The following is a 23,429-nucleotide window of genomic DNA, read 5'->3' as shown; positions in this document are numbered from 1 at the left end:
CGCACGGCTCCGGCCCGGCGGCCGGCGGGGAACGCCGGCGGTGTGTCCACTCTGCGACATGTCGCAACCCCGCCACACACCGGCGGCGCCTCATTCCCGGACGGACACGCCCCGGACCCCGGCGACTTGGTGCGCGACCTCCTCCGCGGCCGCGGGCACACGGGCGAACCGCGCGGCCACGCCGACGACCAGCGCCAGGCCGAGGGCCGCTGCGCCGATGAGGAACAGCGTGCGGTGGTCCTGGCCGCTGCGGGCGAAGACATAGGAGTAGAGGTAGGCGGAGAGGGCCAGCGACAGCGCACCGGCGACGGTCGCCGTGCCCCATGCCGCCGACTGCGCCTCGGGACGCCGCGCCACGAGTTCGTGGACGCGGCCCAGCACGACCGGCACGACACCGGGTGGGAAGGAGCCGATGACGACGCTCAGCACCGCGATCTCGGGCAGGCTGTGCGCGGTGGCGAGCGCCGCGAGGGCCCCCGCCTGCACCAGGGTGATCAGCAGCAGGGCCCTGGCGAAGCCGAGGCGGTCGCCGAGCAGGCCGTAGAGGGTGGGGCCGACGAGGGCGCCGAGTCCGTACAGGATCCACACCGTGGAGCCGGCCGCGGACCCGCGGCCCAGACCCCGGCTGACGAAGTCGGCGAGGAACGCCATGGCCGGGGTGAGCCCCATCGAGATCAGGGCGTACTCCACGAGCAGCAGCCTCAGCCGCGCCGAGCGGACGGGCCTGCCCTGCCCCTCCCGCGGAGCCGAGGGGACCGCGGGTGCGCCGGGCCGGGGCCAGCCGTTCCAGCTCAGCGCCGTGAAAAGGGCACACAGGACGGCGAGCCCCGTCCAGGTCCGGCTCAGGCCGAGCTGCAGCAGCAGGGGCACCAGCGTGCCCGAGGCGGCGATGCCGACGCCGAGCCCCGCGAAGATCGCACCGCCCGCCAGCCCGCGCCGCTCCCCCTTCAGGTACGGGAGCACCGCGCCGGCCACCCGCACCATGATCACGCCGCCCGCGAGCCCCGAGGCCAGGCGCCAGAAGAAGAACCAGGGCACCGATACGGGAACGCTGCAGGCCAGCAGTGCGAGCGTGGCGAGCACCATCATCCACCGCAGGGCCCGGCGGTCGCCCAGCCACCGCCCCACCCGCCGGGCGCTCAACGCGCCTGCCAGGTAGCCGGCGAGGTTGGCCGCGCCGAGGTAGGCCACGGCGGACGGCGAGAACCAGTGGGCGTTGATCAGCTCGGGGACCAGGGGCGTGTAGGCGAACCGGGCGAGGCCGATACCGACGAAGCTCGCGCTCGCGCCTGCCGCTATCGCCCGCCACGCGGCGGGTCCCGGTGGTGTGGTGCTCATGTGCTCGCTTCCGCTCTCCGCCCGGTCACGGCGGACCCGGGCGCCGCCCGGTCCGTCCGCCGTCCGGGCCATCTTTGACAACCCCGTCATGTTTGACAGCCTTGCAAACTTTGACGGAGCCGTCAAAGATAAATTACGGTGGGGCCATGGCTGGACGGCGTCAGTTCGATGAGCAGCACACCCTGGGCCGGATCCTGGACGTCTTCTGGAACCAGGGCTACGGAGCGACCTCCATGCAGGACCTGGCGACCGCCACCGGGGTGCAGCGCGGCTCGCTCTACAACGCGTACCGCGACAAGGAGACGCTGTTCCTGCGCGTCTTCCGGGACTACGCGGACGCCTTCGTCGCCGAAGCCGCCGCCACCTTGGACCAGCCCGACGTCCGGCGCGCGCTGGAGGACTTCTTCGACTTCACCATCGCCTCCATGACCCGCGGCACCCCCGCCCGAGGCTGCCTGTCGACCAAGACCGCCACCGACACCCAGGCGGACGCCGAACCCATCCGGATCGCGATCCGCGGCATGCTGGACCGGCTCGAGGGCGTCATGGCCGAACGGCTCTCCCGCGAGGACGCGGCCGGCCTGCTCACCGTCCCGCCCACCGAGGCCGCGCGGGTGCTGGTCACCATGACCCGAGGCACCGTGGTCATCGAGCGCGTCTACCAGGACGCGGACCGCCTCCGGGCCACCGCCAGGTCCCTGATCGCGATGGTGCTCGGCGCACGACGGCAGGCCACCGCCTGACCAACGGGCCCGGTAGGGTGCCCCGATGACCGTGTCGGAGGGGGACGAGCCCGGCTGGAAGGCCACCCGCGCCTGGGTGCAGCGGCACCTTCGCGACGGGGAACACGTCGAGTCCGCGGAGCGGCTGCGCGGCGGCTGGACCTCGCAGATGCGCCGCCTGCGGGTCACGGGGCCGGGAGAAGGACGCCAGTTGGTGCTGCGCTCCTTCGTGAAGCCCTTCTACCTGCGGCACGCGGAGGGCCTGCTCACCCGTGAGGCGCGGATCCTGAAGCTGCTCGGCCCGACCGCCGTCCCCGCCGCCGAGTTCCACGCCGTCGACGCGACAGCGGAGCACTGCGACCACCCCTCGCTGCTCATGTCCCACCTCCCGGGCGGCGTACGCCTGCAGGACGCGGAGGCCGGTGCACGGGCCTGGCTGCTCGCCCGCCAACTCGTGCGCATCCACGGCCTGTACGTCGGCGAGGAGGACCGGCCGCGCACCTACCAGGCCTGGACGGCGCCCGAGCGCGTCCGGCCGCCCGAGGGCACGAGCCGACCTGACCTGTGGGCCCGCGCGGTGGACGTCATACGCCGTGACCCGCCCGCCCACGAAGGCGGCTTCCTGCACCGCGACTTCCACCCGGGCAACGTCCTGTTCACCGGGCACGGCGGGCACCTGCGCATCACCGGCGTCGTCGACTGGGTCGAGACCTCCTGGGGCCCCGCCGACCTCGACGTGGCCCACTGCGCCACGGCACTCGCGCTGCTGCACGGGCCCGCGGCCGGGATGCGCTTCGCCGACCTCTACACCGCCGCGGGCGGCAATCTGGCCGAGTCCCCCGGCGCCCACCTCTACTGGCGGCTCCTGGACGCCCTCGCCTTCGCACCGGACGCCGAGAAGGTCGCCGTCCCCTGGCGCGAACTCGGCCGCGGCGACCTCACCCCGGCGGCGCTCGCGACGCGCCTGGAGGCCTACATCGCGGCGCTGCTCGCCCGCTACGGCGGCGCCTGACCGAACAGGCGGGCGTCCGGCGCCGGATGCCGTTCCCATCTGTGCAACTGCGCGTACTCCCCCCGGATTTCGTCTTGTCACCCGGGTGTGATCGCCACCAGGGTGCAGGGCGAGCCGCGGGCGCGATGGTGCGCCGAGCATCCGATGTCCCACTACCGAGCCCGGGGTCACGCCGGGCTGCCGGAGGCATTCGTCCATGTCAACACGCATACGGCCCAGACCGGTTCACCGCACCGGCCGCACCGGCCTGTCCCTCCTGCTGGCCGCCGCCGTCGCCCTGGGCGTCACCGGCCTGACCGCCCCCGCCCACGCCGCCGACCCCACCACCGGCACCGGGACGGCGCCGGCACCGCGGCCCTCCACCGCCACCCCCGCCCTGGTCGACGGCCTGGCCGACCCCGCCGACGCCTCCGTGCCCGCCGCCACCGCCGCCCGCGCCCACCTGGCCGGCCACAAGGACCGCTACCGCATCCCCGCCCCCGACCGCGACCTGGCCACCGACACCGTCACCACCGGCCCCGACGGCACCGAGACCGTCCGCCTCGGCCAGAAGTACCGCGGCATCCCCGTCCTGGGCGCCCAGTACCTCGTCCGCATGACCCACAAGGACGGCAAACGCACCGTCACCGGCACCTCCGGCACCTACTTCACCGCCCTCGACCTCGACACCACCCGCCCCACCCTCCCCGCACCCACCGCCGTGCAGAACGCGGTGCGGCAGGTGCGGGAGGAACTGGCGAAGGGCGGTTACCGCCCGGCGCACGCCAAGAGCGCCAAGGACGGCCTGACCGGCACCGACCGCGGGCTGACCGTGCTGCCCACCGGCAAGGGCGTGCTGGCCCGCCACGTCACCGTGCGCGGCACCGACCCGGCCACCGGCTCGCCCGTGGTCCAGGAGGTCTACGTCGACGCCGCCACCGGGGTCCTGCGTTTCGAGGCCGGGGCGCTGCGGACCCTCACGGCCGCGGCACCCGCCACGGGCACGGCAGGAAACGGCACTTCGACACGAGCCGCGACACCGGCCGCTGCCCCGGCCGGTTCGACGGGCGTCACCGGCAGCGGTGTCCTCCTCCACGGCGCCACCGTGCCGCTGAACCTCACCAAGGACGCCGCCGGCGGCCGGTACCTGCTGCGCGACTCCGCGCACATGGCCGACAGCAAGAGCCACAACGTCATCCAGACCTGGGACGCCTCCAGCCTCTGGTGGATGGACCTCGACGGCCAGTGGCCGGAGGGCGTGGTGCCCTTCGCGATGCCGACCCCGAAGGCGCCGCAGGAGCTGACCGACAATGGCGCGGTCGACGCCCACTGGGCGGCCGGGAAGGTCTACGAGTTCTACCGCGGCACCTTCGAGCGGGACAGCCTCGACGGCAAGGGCATGGCCATCAACTCCCTCGTCGGCGTCACCGCCGATCTCGGCTACCCCTGGGTCAACGCCTTCTGGGACGGCAGCAAGATGGTCTACGGCACCGGTGACGACGAGTACCGCTCCCTCGCCTCCGACCTGGACGTCGTCGGCCACGAGATGACCCACGGCGTCGTCGAGCACACCGCCGACCTGGTCTACGCCGGCCAGTCCGGCGCCATGAACGAGGCCATCGCCGACTACCTCGGCAACGCCATCGACGTCACCGTCGGCCGCACCCCCATGACCGACCCCGACGCCGGCCTGATCGGCGGCGACCTCTGCCGCACGCTGACGCCGAAGGAGTGCGCCTTCCGCGACCTCAACGACGGCGCGGACACCGGGGACTTCATCAGCATGCCGCTGGGGTCGCGCAACGACCAGGGAGGTGTCCACCTCAACTCGCACATCTTCGGCGGCGCGCTCTGGGACATCCGGGAGAGCCTGGGCGGCGAACTCGCCGACAGAATCGTCTACAAGGCGCTCACCTCCTACATCACCCCCCTCGACGGCTTCACCGAGGGCCGGGACGCGGTCATCGCCGCCGCCAGGTCGCTGCACGTCAAGGGCGACCGCATGGCCAAGGTGAAGAAGGCCTTCGACGCCCACGGCATCGTCCCCGGCTGGGAGAAGGACCTCGGCCTGGACAGCGACGTCCTGCTCGGCCGGCTCGGCACCCTCGAAACCGGTCTCGCCAACGACATCGGTCCCGCCACGGGCGGCGGCTGGTGGGCGGTCCCCCGCTCCAGCGCCGACAGCGCGGCCCCGTACTCGGTGTGGACCGGGAGTCTGGACGGCAAGGGCAAGGCCCGTCAGGTCTCGCCGGAGGACGGGCGCTACCACCTCAGCCCTGTCACCGACGGCAGGCGCGTGGTGTGGCTCGCCGTCGGCGACACCTACGACCTGATGTCGGCCCCCGTGGCCGGCGGCCCGGCGAAACGGCTCTACAGCACCTCCTCCGCCTCGATCGGCAGCCTGAGCATGGACGGCGGCACGGTCGCCTGGTCCGAGAACGACGGCCAGGGCCACGCCAACCTGCGCTACATCGAGGGCTCCGACCCCGCCCCGCGCACCGTCCCGCTGAACCGCCCCGACGCCACCGCCGACGACGCCGACGTCCGGGCCGAGTCGCCCTCCGTCCACGACGGGCGCATCGCGTACACGGTGAGCGGCTGGTGGGGCGACGACCCCGGCCACCGGCGCGCCGTCGTCGACGTCTTCGACACGCGGACGGGCAGGACCGCGCTCGGCACCCCGGGCCGCGCGGTGTGGACCAGCCGGCCCGTGGCGACCTCCTCCGGGGTGTACTGGCTCGCCGACGAGGACCCCTTCGACGAGGGGCAGTCGGCCGTACGCAGGAGCGGCCTCGACGGCTCGGGCACCACGGACGTCATCCCCGCGACCTCGTCCGCGACCATCGGGGCCTGGGCCCTGACCGCGTCGGACACGGCCGTCACCCTCACCGTCGACCCGCCGGCCCCGACGGGCCTGCCGTACCTGGCCACCCAGCTCCGGCAGTACTCGTCGAAGGGTGCCCCGCTGGGCCGCGTCTCGTGCGCGCCGGGCCGGCAGACGTACGCGGTGGCCGCCGGCGGTGGCCGTGTGCTCTGGCTGGACACGACCACCACGTCCTTCGACCTGGTGACCCGCTCCCGCCCCGCGGGCGACTGCGGCTGACCGTACGCCGGGTGGGCCGGCGCCGGGCTCCGGCCCCGGCCCACCCGGAGCGGGAGCCGTCAGCGCGGCATCGGCAGCTCCACCAGCGCGGCGAGTTCGGCTCGGGTCGCCGGCCGCAGGGTGGCCAGGACGTGGCGGGCGGCCGGGAGCCCGGTCTCGCCGGATCCCCGCAGAGTCACGGTGCAGACCAGGCCGCCGTGAGGCAGCCTCAGTTCACGGGTGGGGTAGGCGCCGCCGCGGGCGATCAGCAGGCGGCCGCCCCCGTCGTCGCGGCAGTGGATCTCCTGCCCGAACGGGACGGGGCAGCCGCGTGCGTCGACCCGCCGCGTGTCGACTCCGGCGCGTTCGACCCGGATGCTCAGGGCCGGGGAGTCCCCGCTCTCGTAACGGGCGCCGAAGCCGTCGGCGCCGGCGCCCCCGACGTGCAGCGTGTAGCCGGGCGGCGGGTCGCCGACGCGCAGCAGGGCGTGGTCCACCTGGTTGGCACTCATCCACTCGTCGAGGGTGGGCGGGCGGGCGGCGTCCCAGGCCGCGTACGCCCCGCCCGCCGCGAGGACGACGGCCGCGGCCAGCGCGGTGAGCCGCGCCCTGGCTCCGGGCAGGAGGAACGCGGCGGCGAGGGCGTGACAGGTCCCTCCGGCGGGGAGCAGCACACCCCAGTCGGCCGACTCGCCGACGTGGTGGAGCACCACCGCCACGGCGAGCGCCCCGGCGGTGCCGAAGACGTACACCCCGGCCGTCCAGCCCCACAGGCCCGCCGCGCGGCGGGTGAGCGGCACGACGGACCGGGCGGCCCTGCCCAGGCACGCGAGCAGCGCCGCCGCCAGGGCCACTGTGCAGGCGAGCGCGGCGGCCAGGACCGCCGGCCTGCCGGTGAACAGCGCGGCGAGCACCACCTGGAACTGGACGGCGGTCAGGGCACTACCCGCCAACCAGACCGCCGCCAGATGCGCGCCCACGGCCGTGGCGTCGTGCTTCACGATCATGTCCTGTCACCACGCGCGGGCGGGTGTCCCGGTTCCACGCCGGCGGAATCCGGAACCTCGGGCCGCGGGGAAGCGAAGCGGGAACTCCTGATCGTTCTGGTGTACGGGCACGCACCGCGCCCCTCGTAGCGACACCGTGAAGGAGCAGGCATGACCACTGGGGAGGACGGCCGGACGGGTGTCCGCGGCACCGGCGAGGACGAGGCGGAGGCGCCGGCCCGCCGGAAACGGCCGCGAAGGGTCCGCGCGCAGCGTCCCTGGTGGCAGGAGCTGCCGATCCTCGTCGTCGTGGCCCTGGTCATGGCCCTGGGGATCAAGACCTTCTTCGTGCAGGCCTTCTCCATCCCCTCGGGTTCGATGCAGAACACCCTGCAGGTGGGCGACCGGGTCCTGGTGGACAAACTCACCCCGTGGTTCGGGGCGACGCCGCAGCGCGGCGAGGTGGTCGTCTTCCGCGATCCCGGCGGCTGGCTGGACGACCAGCCGCAGCCGACCGGCGGGAACGTGCTCACGAAGGCGCTCGCGTTCGTCGGGCTGGCGCCCTCCTCCGACGAGCAGGACCTCATCAAGCGCGTCATCGCGGTCGGCGGCGACACCGTGGAGTGCGAGCGCGGCAAGCCGGTCACGGTGAACGGGAAGGCGCTGGACGAGCCGTACGTCTACCCCGGCGCCACGCCGTGCGACGACATCCCGGTCGGGAAGGTCACCGTCCCCGAGGACCATCTGTGGGTGATGGGCGACCACCGCGACGCCTCACGGGACTCGCGCGCCCACGTCGACGAACCGGGCGGCGGCTTCGTGCCGCTGGACGACGTGGTCGGCCGCGCCTTCGTCGTCGCCTGGCCGGTGCCGCGGTGGTCCACGCTGCCGGTGCCCGCGACCTTCGACCGGTCGTGACCTGCGGCGGCCCCTGCCCCGCACGGCAAGGGCCGCCTTGCTTGACCCCTCGCAGCACGGCACCGACAGTGGGGAGGTGCCACGATGCGGGACTGTTTCCCGCGATGCGAGGACGAGAGAAGGCGATGCGGCCATGACCGCTGATCGCGATCGCAACGGGGCGGCGGACGGTTCCGTCCAGGTGGTCCGGAAGTCCGCCCAGATCCTGGACTGCTTCTCCGTGACCACCCCCCGCCTCCAGGCGTCGGAGATCGTCCGCAGGACCGGCCTGCCGTCCTCCACCGTCGCGCGCATCCTGCGCACGCTCGTCCGGGAGAACCTCCTCCAGCGCGAGGGCACCGCCTACAGCATCGGCCTGCGGGTGATCGGCTGGTCGGCGGCGGCCACCGCCGCCTCGGACCTCATCGCCGCGGCCAGACCGCTGGTGACCGCGCTGCGGGACCACTGCGGTGAGTGCTGCGGCCTGCAGGTACGGCAGGACGGCAGACGGGTCACCGTGATCTGGGCGCAGTCGACGCACTCGATCGTCTACCGGGGCCACGTCGGCCAGGTCATGCCCCTGCAGCCCAGCGCCGCGGGCAAGGTCTTCATGGCCTTCGACCCGGACGTACTCGCCCTCGTCCTGGACGAGGGCCTGACGGCCCGTACCGCGCGGACCGTGGTGGATCCGGCGGTGCTGCTGGGTCAGCTCGAGGAGGTCCGGGAACAGGGCTGGGCGTTCTCCGAGGAGGAACTCGAGCCGGGACTGAACTCGCTGGCCGCGCCCGTGCGCTCCGGCGACGGCCGCGTGATCGCCGCGGTGAGCGTCGGGGGGCCGTCCCACCGCCTCACCCCTGCCCGCGCCAAGGATCTCGCGGCCCAGGCGATCGACTGCGCCGCGGCCATCGCCGAGGGGCGGATGTGGCGGGGCAACGGAGAATAGCGCCCGTCGTCGCGGCCCCTCCCCGGCCTTCGGCGGAGGGGGCGGCGAGGCACTGCCGATACGTCCTGGCACGCCGCGCCCTCCCAGGGAGAGCCGCGAGGAGCCGGGGGAAGAACTCCGACGACGGGGCCCGTCCTCCCCGCGTCGAACGGATCGCCTTGACGATGCCCCATGCGGGTCGCACAGTGGATACCGCATTGCGGCAATGGCTTCCACGATGCGGCAAAGTGAGGACGGTGGGGCCATGATCCAGACGAGTCCCCGCGCCGGCCGGTGCCCGGACGCACAAGGTGCCGGCTCCGCTTCGGCGCTCCCGGCACCCGGCCATGACGGATGCCCCGTCAGGTACCGGCGGCTGCCGGTGTTAACGCCCGCCCCGCACGGTTCCGCCACGGCGGCCGTGTCCCGGGCCCCCAGCGCAGGCCGCCCCTGACGTTCCGGCCGAGCGGCCGGATCACCACCCGGGCCGGGTGACGTCCCGTCCGTCCACAGGTGCGCGGTCACGCGTTCCCACCGTGCCGGAGGGCGCACGCGTATCGCACGCGCACCGTCCGTGCCCGGCGCACGAACCACCCGCAGGACCCCACATGAACCTCTTCTCTTCCCCCGTCCCGGCAGCGGCGCAGGCAGGACGCGGCGTCCGCCCATCCGGAGCACGTCTCGCCGGCGGACGGGGGAGGCAACCACGGCGCAGCGGCCGGGCCGGCGAACGCGTCCCGAGGGCGGGCATCCGCATCCAGGTGTCCCTGCCGGCCGGACTGATCGCGGCGATCACTCTGGCCGGATCGTTCGCCCCGGTGGCCATCCACCTGTCCCCGCTGCTAGTGGCCGCCCCGACGTCCACGGCCGCGTTCGCCCGCGCCCGGTTCACCGCGTGCGTCGCCCTCGTCGCCAGCGCCGCGATGCTGGTCGTCGACCGCCACGACGGGCTGCTGCACTCGTCCATCCTGCCCATCCACATCGGCGCGCTGCTGGCGGTCTCCGGCTTCGTCATCGCCGCGCGCACGCTGCACGACCGCGACCTGAGGGAACTCCACGAGGTGCGGGCGGTGTCCGAGGCCGCCCAACGGGTGCTGCTGCGGCCGATCCCGGAGCGCATGGGCCCGCTGCGGGTCGCCTCCGTCTACCGCGCGGCCGCCGCGCACGCCCTGGTGGGCGGGGACCTGTTCGGCGCCACCCGTACCGACCACGCGACGAGATTCCTGATCGGCGACGTCCGCGGCAAGGGGCTGCCGGCCGTGGAGGACGCCTCCGTGCTCCTCGGCGCGTTCCGCGAGGCCGCCCACCACCACACCACCCTGCCCGCGCTGGCCGCCTCCCTGGAGCTCAGCGTCGAGCGGCACCTGGCCCAGCTCACCGAGGCCGACCCCGAGGCCGGTGAACGCTTCATCACCGCCCTCCTGGTGGAGGTGCCCGACGACGCCGGCATCGTACGGGTCGTCAGCTGCGGGCACCCTCCGCCGCTGCTCCGGCACCGCGGCCGGGTCATGGCCCTGGAGGCGCGCCGGCCCGCGCCCCCCTTCGGGCTGGCCGGCGACACCCCGGACGACTACCACCTCGACGTCTTCGTCTTCGGCTCCGGGGACACCCTCCTGCTCTACACCGACGGCGCGATCGAGGCCCGGAACGCCTCGGGCGACTTCTACCCCCTCCAGGAACGGGCCGCGACCTGGGACTGGGAGGGGCCGGGCGAGCTGCTGCGGCACGTCGGCGACGACCTGGACGCCCACACCGGACAGCGTCTCGACGACGACCTCGCGATGGTGGCGGTGCAGCGCCCGCCGGTGCCGGGCGTCGGCCAGGGTCCGCCCCCGCCACGGTCGCCGCATCCCGCGGAGGCCGCCCCGTGAGCGGCGGGCGTACGGTGCCGCCCCAGGGACGCACCGGGCACGGCAGGGCGCTGGCGAGCATGATCGTGCCCCGGCTGCCGTGGGGCATCGGCCCCGTGCTGCTCCTGTGCTACCTCGCTGCCGTCTGCGCGGTCCAGCTGGAGGCCTCCTCGGGCGGCCTGGTCCGGTGGTCGCCGTACTCGGCGTTCGCGCCCCTCGTGGCCGCCGCCCTGCTGCCCGTCAGGCGCACCTTCGTCATCGGCGCCGCCACGCTCGGTGCCAGCGTGGCGATCTACGGCTTCGCGATCCACGGAGTGTCGGTGGGCGGCCGCACGGTCGTCATCCTGGCGGCCGCGCTGTCCTTCGTCCTCAGTCTCGTCCTGTGCCGGGCCCGGCTGTGGATGCAGCGCCGGCAGTGCGCGGCCGCCGGCGCGTGCTTCCCCGCGGAACCCGCCGTCACCGCCGCGGCGCACCCCTCGCACCACGGGAGCGGCACCGCCCCGGCGGCTCCCGACGGCCTGCTGGTCACATCCCTGCCGGGGTCGGCGGCGGTGGAGGTCGTCGGCCGCTGCATGCCCGCGCGCGAACACTCCGGGCCCAGCGCACACTGGCTCGACGCCATCCCACTGCCCGGTGCCCGCGTCGCCCTCGTGGCGGGCTCGGTCTCCGCGGAGACCGGTTCGGCGGCGGGCGCGGCGGCCGCCGAACTCCGGGCGGCGGTGCGCACGCTGGCCGACATCGACCTCCAGCCGGACGAGCTGCTCACGCACCTCGACGACGTCCTCGGCCGGCTGCGGCCCGCGGGCACGGGGGTCAGCGCCGCCTGCCTGTACGCGGTCTACGACCCGGTGTCCGGCCGCTGTTCGCTCGCCGCCACCGGGCACCCCGCGCCGGTCGTCGTCTCCCCGGAGGGCGCGGTCACGACCGTCGTGCTCCCGCCGTCCCAACCGCTCGGTCAGGCACGGCCGTCCTCGGAGGCCACCGTGGTGAACCTCCCCGCGGGCAGCCTGCTGCTGGTGCACACCGGCACGTGCCTCGGCGGGCCGGCCGCCGAGAAGGTCCTGCGCACCCTCGCCCGCACCCGGGAGGACCGCCCCTCCCTCGACACCGTGTGCCGCACGGTCCTGCGCGCCCTGCCCGAGGCCGAGCGGCCCTGCGCCGCGATCCTCGCCGCCCGTACCCGCACTTTCGACAGCGGTGCCGTCGCCACCTGGGACCTGGCGCCCGACCCGGCCGCCGTCTCCCACGCGCGCAAGCACGTCGCGGGCAAGCTCGCCGCCTGGGGCCTTCCGGACGCGACGCAGACGACCGAGCTGATCGTCAGCGAACTCGTCACCAACGCCATCCGCCACGCCCTTCCGCCGTTCCGGCTGCGGCTCATCCGCCACGACGACGGGCTGACCTGCGAGGTCTCCGACAGCAGCAGCACCACCCCGCATCTGCGGCGGGCCCGCACCCTCGACGAGAGCGGCCGGGGGCTGTTCATCGTCGCCCAGCTCACCCAGCGCTGGGGCTGCCGCCACACCGAGGAGGGCAAGACCATCTGGGCCGAACAGCCCTGCTGACCCGGCTCCGCCGGCGCGGACCCGGCCTTCCTCCCGGTTCCGGGCGGGCCCCGTCGGAAATGATCGCGGATCCACCGAGTGGCCGGGCGACGTGGGCGGCGCGATCCGCGGGCACCGGCGGAAGCCTTCGCGGCGGGGCGCGACGTCCGCCCGGGTGATGTCCGTGCGGTATGGGTCGGCGTCGGCGACCACAGTCGCGCCGCGCGGTTCCGCTGTCTCGAGGCGGCCCGCTCCTGCGGTCCGGCCGGGGGGTTCCTCGCGAGCCGGCTGGACGCCCATCCCGAGGCGACGGTCGCGATGTACCCGGCGAGGAGCAGGAAAGCCCCGGAGCGCTCGGAGTGCAGCAGGACGCACCGCGGGACGCCAGGCTCCGCCGATCGCAGCGGCGAGGCCGCGACGCTGCGGTCCCGCGCCCGGGGAGCCCGGGGCGCGGGACCGCCGTGTCCGGCGTCCGCGGGGGTCACCTGCGCACGGTGAACTCCCCCGTCAGCGGGCCGAGCCGGACGCTGTACGTGCCGGCCGTGCCGCGGCGCACGGTGAAGTCGACCCGGACCTCGTGCCCGGCCCGGACGCGGACCGAAGCGCGCTGCTCGACCGCGTCCCCGACCAGGAGCACGGCCTCGTAGGTGCCGGTCCGCTCACCGACGTTCTTGACGCGGGCGGAGACGTGCACCGCCTTGCCGGGCCGGGTGTCGTGCGGGCTCACGGACAGCCCGTTCGGCGCGAAGACCGGTTCCGGGCCCGCGACGCGGTCGTGGACGAAGACGTCGAACCGGCGGTTGGTGTCGTCGGCGACGAGGTTCGTCGCGGCGCTCTCGAAGGCCACGTACCGGCCGTCCCCGCTGAGGGAGGGGAGGTCGGACGCGCCGTCGGCCTCCGCCCCCTCCAGGGCGGCGGACACGCGCTCGGTCGTGCCGGCCGTCCGGTCGCGGACGAAGATGTCCGTCTGCCGGTTGGTGTCGCCGGCGGCGAGGTTGGTCGCGTAGCTGTAGAAGGCGACCTTGCTGCCGTCGTCGCTCAGCGCGGGCGCGAAGGCCCAGTCGTCGGCCGTGGCCCCGGCGGAGTCGACGGAGACCTGCTCGGAGGCGCCGGTCCGCAGGTCGTGCGTGAAGAGCTGCCAGTTGTTCATGAAGGCGACGACCCGGCCGTCGGCGCTGATGACGGGACCGGTGTTCTCGCCGGGCCGCGGACCGGGCACCAGGGTGGTGGTGCCGGTCTGCGTGTCGCGGACGAAGACGTCGACCTCGCCGTCGGTGTCGCCGGGCACCAGGTTGCCCGCGGCGCTCTGGAAGGCGACGTACCGGCCGTCGGCGCTGACCGACTGCTCCCTGGAGGCGCCGTCGCCGGGACCGCCGTCGGGGCCTTGCGAGATCCGGCTGGTGGTGCCGGTCCGCCGGTCGCGGACGAAGACGTCGGTGGTGTTGTTGGTGTCGCCCGGCACGAGGTTGTCGGCGTCGCTGTTGAACACCGCGTAGCGTCCGTCGGCGCTCAGGGCGGGGGCGGAGGACAGTCCGTTGCCCTGGGTGCCGTCGGAGGCGACGGACAGGCGTTCCGTGGTGCCGGTCCTGCGGTCGTGGACGAAGCCGTCCGTCTGCTGGTTGGTGTCGCCGGGCACCAGGTTGGTGGCGCCGCTGTTGAACCCGACCCAGCGTCCGTCGGAGCTGAGCGTGGGCGTCAGAGAGAAACTGTCGGCCTGGGCGCCGTCGGAGGCGACCGACACGCGCTCGGTCCCGCCGGTGCGCAGATCGGTGACGAAGACGTCGAGCTCGCCGTTGGTGTCACCGGGGGCGAAGTTCGAGGCGGGGCTGGCGAAGGCCACCGCTGAAGCGTCGGCGCTCAGCCTGGGCCACCACGCCTCGTGGTTGCCCTGCTTGCCCTCGGAGGTCAGCGACACGCGCTCGGTCGCGGACGGCCGGGGCAGTTCCAGGGCGGCTCGGGCCGCCGGGCCCGATCCGCGGACGACGACCCGTACGGGCTTGGAGCGGGAGATCCCGGGCGCGTTCGCGGACACCTGGTAGTCGCCGACGGGGACGTCGCGGATGGTGTAGCGGCCCTCGCGGTCGGTCGTCGCCTTCAGCGGGTCGGGGACGTCGAGGACGGTGACCGTCGCCCCGGGCACGGCCTGGCCGGTCGGGCCGTAGGCGACCCGGCCGGTGATCGCCCCGCGGCGGGTCCGGTCGAGCCGCGGGGACACCTCGGTGTACCGGTCGGTCCGCACCCGCGCGGTGAACTCCTGCGCCACGTAGCCGAAGCGGGTGAGCCGCAGTTCGTGCGTGCCGGCCGCGAGGCGCAACTCGAACCGGCCGTCGGCGCCGGTGGTGACGGTGCGACCGGTGTCGGTGCGGGCGACGGTGACCCCGGCCAGCGGGCGGCCGGTCCCGGCGTCCTTCACCGTGCCGCGCACGCCGCTGCGCAGCGCGGCCTCCTTCACCGCGGCGTAGGCGTCGATGCGGCCCCATCCGTAGCGCGGGTTGGGACGCACGCCGTAGCGCTGGTCGAAGAGGGAGGTACCGGTGAGGATGCCGAGGGCGTCGTCCACGGTGAGGTCGGGGCGGGCCTGCAGCATCAGCGCGACCGTGCCGGACACGTGGGGCGTGGCCATGGAGGTGCCGCTCAGCAGCCCGTACTCGCCGCCCGGCAGGGTTGACAGCACGTCGACACCGGGGGCGGAGACGTCGGGCACGACGTACGACTGCGGCCATTCGGCGGGCGCGTCGATCCAGTCGCTGCGGTCGACGACCTCGCCGCAGGAGAAGTCGGCCACGTCGTCGGCGTCGTCGGTGGCGCCGACGGACACGGCCTCGTACACGTTGCCGGGGCTGGCGGAGCCGTCGACGCACTCGTTGCCGACGGCGAAGGAGGGGAACACTCCGGCGCGGTAGATGTTCCGGGTGGGCTCGATCAGTTCGTCCGCGTAGCCCTCGGCCCCGAGGGACATGCTGACGACGTCGGCGGGTTCGCCCGCGGGCCTGCCCTGCGCGTCGTACGGGGCGATCGCCCACTCCATGCCCGCGATCACCTGGGAGAGCGTGCCCGAACCGCCGGGGATGGTCAGCCCGGCCATGAGTTCGGCGTCCGGGGCGACGCCGATCGCGGTGCCCGAGGCGTCGCCGCCCGCGATGGTGCCGGCGACGTGGGTGCCGTGGTAGCTGCTGTCGTGCGGCAGGGAGGCCACGGGCTCACCGGTGCCGGTGAACTCCAGCCAGCCGCCCGGGTGGGCGGGGTCCTTGGCGTCGTCGGTGGCGAGCTTCCCGGCCAGGTCGGGGTGGTCGATGTCGACGCCGGTGTCCAGGACGGCGACGCGCACGCCCTCACCGGTGGGCCCCTGTTCGGCGCGCACCTTGTCGACGCCGATCTTCGTCAGGCCCCAGGTGCTCGCCCCCGCGGTCGCGGCGCGCGTCGCCCCCGCGTCCTTGTCGGGCTCGGTGAGGGGTGCCTGGAGGGTGAAGTTGGGGATGATGTGGTCGACCGGGGCGAGGGCGGCGAGCTCCTGGAGGGTCTGCGGCGTGACCTTCACCAGGACCATGTTCTTCAGCCAGAAGGTGTTGAGCACCCGGTCGCCGCGCGCCTCGACGAGGTCCACGACCGGGGACTGCACGGACCGTGCGCTGCGCGTCAGTTCGTCCCGCACCGCGCCGGGGTCCGCGCCCCGCTCGGGGAGTCCGGTGCGGTCCCGCAGCACCACGGCCGCCTCGACACGTCCGTCCCCTCGCGCCCGGACGGCGTCCATCCTGCGGAGCAGCGTGGAGTCGATCTTCTCCCGCCCGGCCTTGGCCGGGGCGGACGCCGGGTCGTTCTGCTGCGCCGCCGCCGGGAGCGCGGTCAGCAGCAGCGAGCACAGGCCGATGGCCGGCAGCCACGCGCGATGGCGTCGTCGTCGGATCGAGAGGTCGGCGGGCAGCGGCATGGGCGCTCCTTCGTGCGACGTGGGTCCACGTCACGAGCCGGAATGACGACGTACCGCGGGGAACGCTGACAGCCGCTTCACCGGAATGACAAGATGATCGCGGGGCGACTTCCCGTCAGGTGACGGGAGTACGACACGTGAAGAGAGCACGAAGGCGGACCACGGACCATGCTCGAATCCATCGGCCTGAGCCGGCAGGACGAATCGGTGTACGAGGCCCTCGTGCGCCGGGTGCACGCCACGGTCGCGGAACTGGCGCACGACTGCCGGCTGCCCGCTCCCGCGACGCGCCGCAGCGTACGGTCGCTGGTCTCCCTCGGCCTCGCAGTGCGCTCCACCGGGCGCCCCGTGACCTACGCGGCGGTCTCCCCGGACAGCGCGCTGGAGGCCGTACTGCGCGACCGGGAACGGGCGTTGAACGACGTGCGCTCCCATGTCTCCGGCCTGATGGACCTGTACCGCGCGGGCACGCGCTTCGTGAACCCCGGTGAACTGGTCGAGGTCGTCTCGGGGCGGGACGACGTCAACCGCCGCTGGGCGCAGTTGCAGCAGAGCACGCGCACACAGGTCCGGGGCTTCGACCGGCCGCCGTACGCCTCGCACGAGGAACACACCGAGCCCAACCCCGTCGAGCTCGAACTGCTCAAGCGCGGCGTCGCCTACCGTGTGATCTACGACAGCACCGTCCTCTCCCTGCCCGGCTGGCTCGCGGACGTCACCGTCGGCGTCCGGCACGGCGAACAGGCCAGGGTCGCGGCCGACCTGCCGATGAAACTGGCGATCTCCGACGACCGGCTCGCCATCATCCCCCTGCTGCGGCCCGGCGACCACGCGGTGACGGCGTCGTACCTGATCCACCCCTCCCCCCTGCTCGACGCGCTCGTCGCCCTCTTCGAGGCGTTGTGGGAGCGCAGCGTGCAGGTGCGGCTGCCGTCGAACGGCGGCTCCCCGGGGAGGCTGGAACAGGCGCCGGACGAACTGACCGCCGAGGAGGCGAAACTGCTGACGCTGCTCGCCGCGGGCGCCACCGACAAGTCCGCCGGCCGCGCCCTGGGCTGGAGCGAACGCACCGTCCAGCGCCATGTCACCCGGCTCATGCAGCGCTTCGGCGCCCAGACGCGTTTCCAGATCGCCATGGAGGCCACCCGCCGCGGCTGGATCTGAGCCCCGCTTCGGGGCGACCCGGTGGGCGGTCCTAGGATCGTGCCCCGGGTCGAGCTGGGGGTGCGCATGGCTTTCGAGATCGATCTGCCGCTCGCCGCGGACCCGGAGCGGGACGCGGAGGCGGCCCGGCTGGCCGGCGCGCTCACCGAGGTCGGCAACGAACGCTTCCTCCGGGCCGTCCTCAGGGAGCCGGCGCGTATCCACCACCGCAGCACGGGAAGCCTGTCCGGCAGGCCGACCGACGCCCCCGAGGTGACCGAACCGACGTCGAGCCTGCTGGTCCGCGCTCTCCACACGGCCTTCAGCGCGCACCTCCCGCTCAGCCTCTCGCCGGATGTGCTGTGGTACGCCGTCGTGCACGAGGTGGCGGTCCATGTGCGCCTCAACCCGGCGGCGTACGCAGGGCTGTTCACGCGAACGCCCGGCCACCGGCAGACGATCCTCGTCCAGGACGACCGCGCCCCGGAGGACTGGGAGCGCTCCGTCAACCTGGTGCGGGAGCCGCTGCGCGCCCTGATCGGCGACGGTACGGCCGAGCTCTTCCTGCCCGTCTTCTCCACCACCACCCCGGCCGACGCCACCGCCGCCCTGGTGGCTCTCATGGACGTCGTCAGCCCGTACTACCGCTTCCGCTGGCGGACCCTGTGCGGCATTCCCCGGATCCGGCTGGAGGGGACGGCGGAGGACTGGCGGCTGCTGGCCGCGCGGGCCCGGGAGCTCGCCGGGCGGTTCGAGGGGCTGCGGCCGTACTTCGAGGGCCTGCAGCCCGTCCTGGACGCGATCGCGGCAACGGCCCCGGGCCGGGGCCGGGGCGTCGACGAGGAGTTCTGGCGATCGCTCTACAAGTACCGCTCGGAGTCGGGTGGTTCCTGGGTCACCGGCTGGATCAACGCCTTCTTCGCTCACCGCTACACCGACGACGGGCCCGTGCCCAAGGACGCCTTCGGACCGGGCCGCTCGGACGAGGTGCACTTCCCCTCGCACGTCTCCCGGGTGCCGTTCCGCTGGGAGACTCCCGCGGGCACCCTCGACATGGCCTTCGTGGGAGGCGTGCTCGGCCTGGAGCGGGACGGCACCTGGCTTCGGCCCCGGCTGGGACACGCCGTCGTGGAGCTGCTTCCCGAGACCGAGAGGCATGACGAACGCCTGCCGGAACCCTGGAGGCTGGCCGACGTGCAGCGCCTCACCGGTTGCCCGGAGGCCCGCCTCCTCGACACCATCGGCACGGTCACCCACCAGGGCGCGGCCCTCCGGGCCGACCTCGCGATCGACCTCGGCGGCATCTGTGTCGTCCGCGGCGCCGACGGCGACTGGCACCTCGGCGACCTGATCGGCGACGACGGCGAGATCCAGTGCTGGCAGAACGCCGGCCCCGACCTGGGTGAGGCCCTGCGGATTCTCTGAGCGCCGTGTCGCTTCCCCCGGACCGTGCGGGATGTCACAAAATGTCCTGGGTGCCGCGGGCACCGCGCCGTTCCGACGAGCCGCCAGGGAGTCCTCTTGGGTACCACCGTCGCAGATGTCATGGTCGCGGCTCTCGCGGCCTCCGGCGTACGGCGGGTGTACGGCCTGCCGGGGGATTCCCTGAACGGGTTCACCGACGCCCTCCGCCGCAACGGATCCGTCTCGTGGGCCCACGTACGGCACGAGGAGACCGCCGCCTTCGCCGCGGCCGGCGAGGCCGCCGTCACCGGGCGGCTCGCGGTGGCGGCGGGCAGCTGCGGTCCGGGCAACCTCCACCTCATCAACGGGCTGTTCGACGCGCAGCGCAGCCGCGTGCCGGTGCTGGCGGTCGCCGCGCACATCCCGCGGGCCGAGATCGGCGGCGAGTACTTCCAGGAGACGCACCCGCAGGAGCTGTTCCGCGAGTGCAGCGTCTACCGCGAGATGGCGAGCCTGCCCGAGCAGGTCCCCAGGATGCTGCGCATCGCGATGCGCTCGGCGCTGGAGCGCAGGGGCGTCGCGGTGCTGGTCGTCCCCGGCGAGCTGTTCCTGGCCGACATCGACCTGCCCGTACCGCCCCGCCCCGTGGTCGGGACCTCCTCCCGTGTGCGGCCCGACGACGCCGGGCTGGCGCGCGCCGCGGAGGTCCTCAACAGGGCGGAACGGGTGACCATCCTCGGTGGCGCGGGCTGCCACGACGCGCACGACGAGGCGGTCGCCCTGGCCGACGCGCTGAAGGCGCCCATGGTGCACGCGCTGCGCGGCAAGGAGTTCCTGGAGCACGACAACCCGTACGACGTGGGGCTGACCGGCCTGATCGGCTACAGCTCCGGCTACCGGGCGATGGAGCACTGCGACGCCCTGCTGATGCTCGGCACCGACTTCCCCTACCGCCAGTTCTACCCGGGCCCGGACGTGCCGGTCGTCCAGGTCGACGTGCGCGGTGAGCACATCGGGCGGCGCACCGAGGTCGACGTCCCCCTGGTCGGCACCGTCAAGGACACCGCCGCCGCGCTGCTCCCGCTGCTGCGGCCCCGGACCGACCGCTCCTTCGCCGACCGGATGACCGGCCACTACCGGAAGGTGCGCGGCCGTCTGGACCACCTCGCCGCGGCCGGGCAGTCGGACAACCCCATGCACCCCCAGCACGTGGCCGCCACCGTCGACAAGCTCGCGACCCGGGACGCCGTCTTCACGGCGGACGTCGGCACCCCGACCGTGTGGGCGGCACGCTATCTGACGATGAACGGCCACAGGCGGCTGATCGGCTCGTTCAACCACGGCACGATGGCCAACGCGCTGCCGCACGCCATCGGCGTCCAGGCCTCCCACCCGGGGCGCCAGGTCGTGGCCCTGTGCGGCGACGGCGGACTGAGCATGCTGATGGGGGAGCTGCTGACGCTGCGCCGGCTGGACCTGCCGGTCAAGATCGTGGTCTTCAACAACACCGCGCTCTCCTTCGTGGAGCTGGAGATGAAGGCCGCGGGCATCGTCAACTTCGGCACCGACCTCGGCGAGACGGACTACGCCGAGGTCGCACGGGCGGCGGGGCTGTTCGGTGCCAGGGCCGAACGGCCGGGTCAGCTGGAGGAGGCGCTCACGGCCGCGCTCGAGCACGACGGCCCCGCCCTGGTCGACGCGCGTACCGCGCGCCAGGAGCTGTCGCTTCCCCCGAAGATCACCTACGGCCAGCTCAAGGGGTTCACGCTGTTCGCGACCCGCACGATCCTGTCCGGGCGGGCGGACGAGATCGTGGAGCTGGCGAAGACCAACCTGCGCGACCTCGGTTTCGACTAGGACCTGTCCGGTCGATCTTGGCCATAGGCTGGGCGCGGCACGATCAAGCCGAACAGGTCATGGGCGATGGGGGATAATGGGTTGGGCCGGCAGGAGAGGCACCGCAAGGTGCTCAGACCGCTGCTACGAGCCGGGCTTGAGGTGATACCCGACGCGGGTCCGGCCTCGGCGATACCGCATGTCCTCGGGTACGAACGAGAGCGAGTTTTCGGCTTCTTCCTCGTCGAGTACGGGGACCCGCGACTCGTGGAGCGGCTCAACGAGGGCTGGTACGACCTCGCCATGTCCGCCGGCCTGCTCGATGCGAATCGCGAATTCCTTCTCATGTTGCCCAGGGGCACCTGGACGGCCGCGGTAGACCGCCGGCTGCGGCACAGGGTGCATGTCTGGCACCGGGTTCGTCTGCTGGACCGGTGGGACATCATGGGGGCCGGCGCGGCTACGTTCCTCGGCATTCGTGCCGGCCACCCTGGCTTCGCCATGCTGGCCCTGGACAACAGCGTCTGGCTCCTGGCCGACACGTATGAATCGGGTGTAGGTGTGTACGCGGTACGCGACCCCGCCCATTCCCCAGGGGTCATGCGCGACTTGGAGTGGCTCGCCATGGAGGACGTCTACAGGGACCGGGATTTCCGACGTGAAGTCACCGCCTGGCTGGAGAGCAGGCAACAGCGCCAGGACTTGTCCGGACAATCATGTGCATAACGGGGATGACCGCGATTGCTGCGGTGGCGGTATCGAGGAACGCATGGCCGCGTCTGCCATAACGGACGTCGGCCCGGGCGCGGAGCCGAGCACCGCCCTGCCCCGTGTGCTGATCGGCGGAGACGGCATGATGGGGATCATGAAGTCTCTCGCCGCAGCCGGTCTGCGCATCGTGGAGGGCTGGACCGGGCCCGACGGGCTCGTTCCGCCCACCGTCATCGGACAGGCACCGAGCGTCCCGTTTGAGGACGGGCGCGTCGAGGCCATGTTGGACTTCCTCGATCCGCAGCTCCGCGAGATGGCGAACGCCGACTGGTACCGGCTGTCGGTCGAAGGAGGACTCTTCTCCGAGACCGACCGCAGGTTCCTGATCGCGCTCCACCCCGGCCAGGACCGCCTCGCACGGTGGCACTGCGTCGAGCTGCAGAGCGAGTGGGACATCATGGGCAAGGGTGCTGACGGGCTGCTCGGCAGTGCCCCCTACCGGCCCGAGTTCAGCATGCTGTCGCTCGACGGGAACGTGCTGTGCTTCGCCACGACGTGGGAGCACGCGATCAGCACCTCGGTGCTGAAGGCGCCGCATCGTTCGCAGGTCCTCCGCCGCTGGGCGGAGGCGCTGACGGACGGCTCCATGGACGACATGGGCGAGCCGGACGAGGCACCGCTGAGCCTGGCGGCACGTCGCTGGCTCGACAGCCACTAGCTAGGACGCGAAGCCGGTACGGAACCCGCGCGCGCCCGCCGTGCCGGGGCACGGCGGGCGCGACGCACCGTCAGGGCTGCAGCCACCAGGGGCTGGAGTAGGCGACACCCAGGTCGTTGCAGGGGTGTCCGGACGGCCCGGGCTGCCCGTTGGGCTGCGAGGGGTCGGAGATCCGCAGCACCACCCAGGCGCCGTCCTCGACGTCGAGCGGGACGGTGAACTCGGCCAGGCTGCCGGACGTGGCCGGGACGACCTCCGCCACGGTCGGCGCGCCGGAACCGGGGCGCAGCACCTGGATGTTCAGGGGCTTGCCCAGCCAGTCGGGGCCGCGGTCGAGGTCCACGGCGAAGCGGACGTCGCCGGAGGCGAGCGGCAGGACGCCGCCCATCTGGACGCCGCCCGCGGTCGCGTCCAGCCGCAGCCCGGAGAAACGGGTGGCGAAGAAGCGGCGGGCGCGCATGGCCTCCAGGACGCCGGCCCGGGTGTTCTCCGTGACCCAGAGCCCGGCGCGGCCCACGCCCTCGACCTTGCCCCACTCGGCGCCGTGGTGGTCGCTGACCCCGGTGATCCCGGTACGCCAGCCGGCGTTGAGGACGGCGTTGAGGTGCGAGGACTTGCGGTCCGACCAGCCGTCGAAGAGGTAGTCGTCGCCGCGGTTGAACATCTCGACGCTGACCATCTTGTCGCGCACCGCGGCGGAGTAGGCGAAGTCGTTGAAGCGCCCGATCTCACGGCCCGGGTGGTTGAAGCCCGCCACCGCGTCACGGCCGGCGATCCAGCTGTAGAGGGAGCCCATCGAACTGGCGCCGCCCAGGTCGACGAACTGGTCGGTGAACCATACGTTGGCGTGGCCGAGGAGCGGGTGCGACCACTCGAAGCCGCGGATCGCGGTGTAGTTGCCGGGATCGTTCGCGGCGTCCGCGAGCTGGCGGGTGCGGTCCCACTCGCCCTTGGAGAGGCCGTTGATCGAGAGCAGGGTGGTGTGGTCGGTGAGCGCCGCCACGTCGAGCCCCGCGTCGCGCATGGAGGCGAACGCGAGGGCGGGGTCCCCGTCGCCGTCCGACATCAGGGTGTGGTTGTGCAGGTCGGCGTGGACGAGTCTGGTGCCCTGGGTGACGAGTGAGGCGCGGGAGGCCCCGGCCCGGTTCGTGGCGGGGGTGTCCGCGGCGGCGCGGGTGCCCGCGGCCAGGGCGGTTCCGGGCAGGGAGGCCGCGATCAGCAGGCCGCCCGCACCGGCGAGGAGGGAACGTCGGCTGGGTCCGTGCGCGTGCGTGTGCGCCGTGTCGGCGTGGTGTCCGCTCATGGCGGCCAGTACAGCCGGTTGACAGGAGCATGGTCGAAATCGCGGGTTCCCGGC

Annotated in this window: 16 protein-coding genes; 12 read left to right on the top strand and 4 right to left on the bottom strand. The window is 73.5% G+C overall.

Annotation, left to right across the window (positions count from 1 at the left end; all coding sequences use genetic code 11):
- Positions 1–90: 90 nt before the first annotated feature.
- Entirely contained in the window at positions 91–1,428 is a 1,338-nt protein-coding gene (locus OIE69_RS38855; protein WP_326579778.1) for a YbfB/YjiJ family MFS transporter, read from the bottom strand.
- Positions 1,429–1,484: 56 nt separating this feature from the next.
- On the opposite strand from OIE69_RS38855, the gene OIE69_RS38850 reads away from it, so the two are divergent.
- From OIE69_RS38850 to OIE69_RS38840, 3 genes are all read left to right on the top strand, one after another.
- Positions 1,485–2,081: a TetR/AcrR family transcriptional regulator gene (locus OIE69_RS38850; RefSeq protein WP_326579777.1), complete on the top strand. Its 597-nt coding sequence runs from the start codon at positions 1,485–1,487 to the stop codon at positions 2,079–2,081.
- Positions 2,082–2,106: 25 nt separating this feature from the next.
- Complete coding sequence (locus OIE69_RS38845; RefSeq protein WP_326579775.1) at positions 2,107–3,072, top strand: phosphotransferase family protein; 966 nt, start codon at positions 2,107–2,109, stop codon at positions 3,070–3,072.
- Between the two features lie 196 nt (positions 3,073–3,268).
- On the top strand, positions 3,269–6,154 hold the full coding sequence (locus OIE69_RS38840; RefSeq protein ID WP_326579773.1) for a M4 family metallopeptidase: 2,886 nt from the start codon (positions 3,269–3,271) through the stop codon (positions 6,152–6,154).
- Between the two features lie 59 nt (positions 6,155–6,213).
- Here the strand turns inward: OIE69_RS38840 and OIE69_RS38835 are convergent, their stop codons facing one another.
- On the bottom strand, positions 6,214–7,140 hold the full coding sequence (locus OIE69_RS38835; RefSeq protein WP_326579771.1) for a hypothetical protein: 927 nt from the start codon (positions 7,138–7,140) through the stop codon (positions 6,214–6,216).
- A 150-nt stretch (positions 7,141–7,290) separates the two neighbouring features.
- Between OIE69_RS38835 and lepB the strand changes: the two genes are divergently transcribed.
- From lepB to OIE69_RS38815, 4 genes are all read left to right on the top strand, one after another.
- On the top strand, positions 7,291–8,037 hold the full coding sequence (gene lepB / locus OIE69_RS38830; RefSeq protein ID WP_326579770.1) for a signal peptidase I: 747 nt from the start codon (positions 7,291–7,293) through the stop codon (positions 8,035–8,037).
- Between the two features lie 133 nt (positions 8,038–8,170).
- Positions 8,171–8,959, top strand: coding sequence for an IclR family transcriptional regulator (locus OIE69_RS38825; RefSeq protein WP_326579769.1), 789 nt, complete (start codon positions 8,171–8,173; stop codon positions 8,957–8,959).
- Between the two features lie 587 nt (positions 8,960–9,546).
- A complete protein-coding gene (locus tag OIE69_RS38820) occupies positions 9,547–10,809 on the top strand; it encodes a PP2C family protein-serine/threonine phosphatase (protein WP_326579768.1) in 1,263 nt (420 codons plus the stop codon).
- Complete coding sequence (locus OIE69_RS38815) at positions 10,806–12,353, top strand: ATP-binding SpoIIE family protein phosphatase (protein ID WP_326579767.1); 1,548 nt, start codon at positions 10,806–10,808, stop codon at positions 12,351–12,353. Before OIE69_RS38820 ends, OIE69_RS38815 begins: the two co-directional genes overlap by 4 nt.
- A 460-nt stretch (positions 12,354–12,813) precedes the next feature.
- Here OIE69_RS38815 and OIE69_RS38810 read toward each other — a convergent pair whose 3' ends face one another.
- Positions 12,814–16,260: a S8 family serine peptidase gene (locus OIE69_RS38810; RefSeq protein ID WP_326579765.1), complete on the bottom strand. Its 3,447-nt coding sequence runs from the start codon at positions 16,258–16,260 to the stop codon at positions 12,814–12,816.
- 168 nt (positions 16,261–16,428) lie between these two features.
- Here OIE69_RS38810 and OIE69_RS38805 point away from each other — a divergent pair, with 168 nt between their 5' ends.
- The 5 genes from OIE69_RS38805 to OIE69_RS38785 all read left to right on the top strand — a co-directional run bounded on the left by OIE69_RS38805 (position 16,429) and on the right by OIE69_RS38785 (position 22,072).
- The gene (locus OIE69_RS38805; RefSeq protein ID WP_326579763.1) at positions 16,429–17,424 is read left to right on the top strand and encodes a helix-turn-helix transcriptional regulator; all 996 of its coding nucleotides are present in this window, start codon (positions 16,429–16,431) and stop codon (positions 17,422–17,424) included.
- A gap of 66 nt (positions 17,425–17,490) precedes the next feature.
- Entirely contained in the window at positions 17,491–18,828 is a 1,338-nt protein-coding gene (locus OIE69_RS38800; protein ID WP_326579761.1) for a DUF4419 domain-containing protein, read from the top strand.
- Positions 18,829–18,924: 96 nt separating this feature from the next.
- Entirely contained in the window at positions 18,925–20,664 is a 1,740-nt protein-coding gene (poxB, locus tag OIE69_RS38795) for a ubiquinone-dependent pyruvate dehydrogenase (RefSeq protein ID WP_326579759.1), read from the top strand.
- Between the two features lie 246 nt (positions 20,665–20,910).
- A complete protein-coding gene (locus OIE69_RS38790; RefSeq protein ID WP_326579757.1) occupies positions 20,911–21,369 on the top strand; it encodes a hypothetical protein in 459 nt (152 codons plus the stop codon).
- Between the two features lie 43 nt (positions 21,370–21,412).
- Positions 21,413–22,072 (top strand): hypothetical protein, encoded by a 660-nt coding sequence (locus tag OIE69_RS38785; RefSeq protein ID WP_326579755.1) that lies wholly within the window; start codon positions 21,413–21,415, stop codon positions 22,070–22,072.
- A gap of 70 nt (positions 22,073–22,142) precedes the next feature.
- On the opposite strand, the gene OIE69_RS38780 is transcribed toward OIE69_RS38785, so the two are convergent.
- Positions 22,143–23,375 carry a CehA/McbA family metallohydrolase gene (locus OIE69_RS38780; RefSeq protein ID WP_326579753.1) on the bottom strand — a complete coding sequence of 411 codons (1,233 nt, stop codon included), beginning with the start codon at positions 23,373–23,375 and terminating at the stop codon, positions 22,143–22,145.
- Positions 23,376–23,429 lie beyond the last annotated feature (54 nt).

Origin of the sequence: Actinacidiphila glaucinigra (assembly GCF_035918135.1) — a bacterium.
Classification (GTDB): domain Bacteria; phylum Actinomycetota; class Actinomycetes; order Streptomycetales; family Streptomycetaceae; genus Actinacidiphila; species Actinacidiphila glaucinigra.
Note: the sequence above shows the minus strand (reverse complement) of the source record. Positions and strands in the feature narration are given on the sequence as shown.

Coding starts and splice junctions, on each gene's coding strand:
- OIE69_RS38835 (WP_326579771.1), bottom strand. CDS start 7,140: ATGATCGTGAAGCACGACGCCACGGCCGTGGGCGCGCATCTGGCGGCG.
- OIE69_RS38845 (WP_326579775.1), top strand. CDS start 2,107: ATGACCGTGTCGGAGGGGGACGAGCCCGGCTGGAAGGCCACCCGCGCC.
- OIE69_RS38780 (WP_326579753.1), bottom strand. CDS start 23,375: ATGAGCGGACACCACGCCGACACGGCGCACACGCACGCGCACGGACCC.
- OIE69_RS38785 (WP_326579755.1), top strand. CDS start 21,413: ATGGCCGCGTCTGCCATAACGGACGTCGGCCCGGGCGCGGAGCCGAGC.
- OIE69_RS38825 (WP_326579769.1), top strand. CDS start 8,171: ATGACCGCTGATCGCGATCGCAACGGGGCGGCGGACGGTTCCGTCCAG.
- lepB (WP_326579770.1), top strand. CDS start 7,291: ATGACCACTGGGGAGGACGGCCGGACGGGTGTCCGCGGCACCGGCGAG.
- OIE69_RS38820 (WP_326579768.1), top strand. CDS start 9,547: ATGAACCTCTTCTCTTCCCCCGTCCCGGCAGCGGCGCAGGCAGGACGC.
- OIE69_RS38800 (WP_326579761.1), top strand. CDS start 17,491: ATGGCTTTCGAGATCGATCTGCCGCTCGCCGCGGACCCGGAGCGGGAC.
- OIE69_RS38810 (WP_326579765.1), bottom strand. CDS start 16,260: ATGCCGCTGCCCGCCGACCTCTCGATCCGACGACGACGCCATCGCGCG.
- OIE69_RS38840 (WP_326579773.1), top strand. CDS start 3,269: ATGTCAACACGCATACGGCCCAGACCGGTTCACCGCACCGGCCGCACC.
- OIE69_RS38805 (WP_326579763.1), top strand. CDS start 16,429: ATGCTCGAATCCATCGGCCTGAGCCGGCAGGACGAATCGGTGTACGAG.
- OIE69_RS38850 (WP_326579777.1), top strand. CDS start 1,485: ATGGCTGGACGGCGTCAGTTCGATGAGCAGCACACCCTGGGCCGGATC.
- OIE69_RS38855 (WP_326579778.1), bottom strand. CDS start 1,428: ATGACGGGGTTGTCAAAGATGGCCCGGACGGCGGACGGACCGGGCGGC.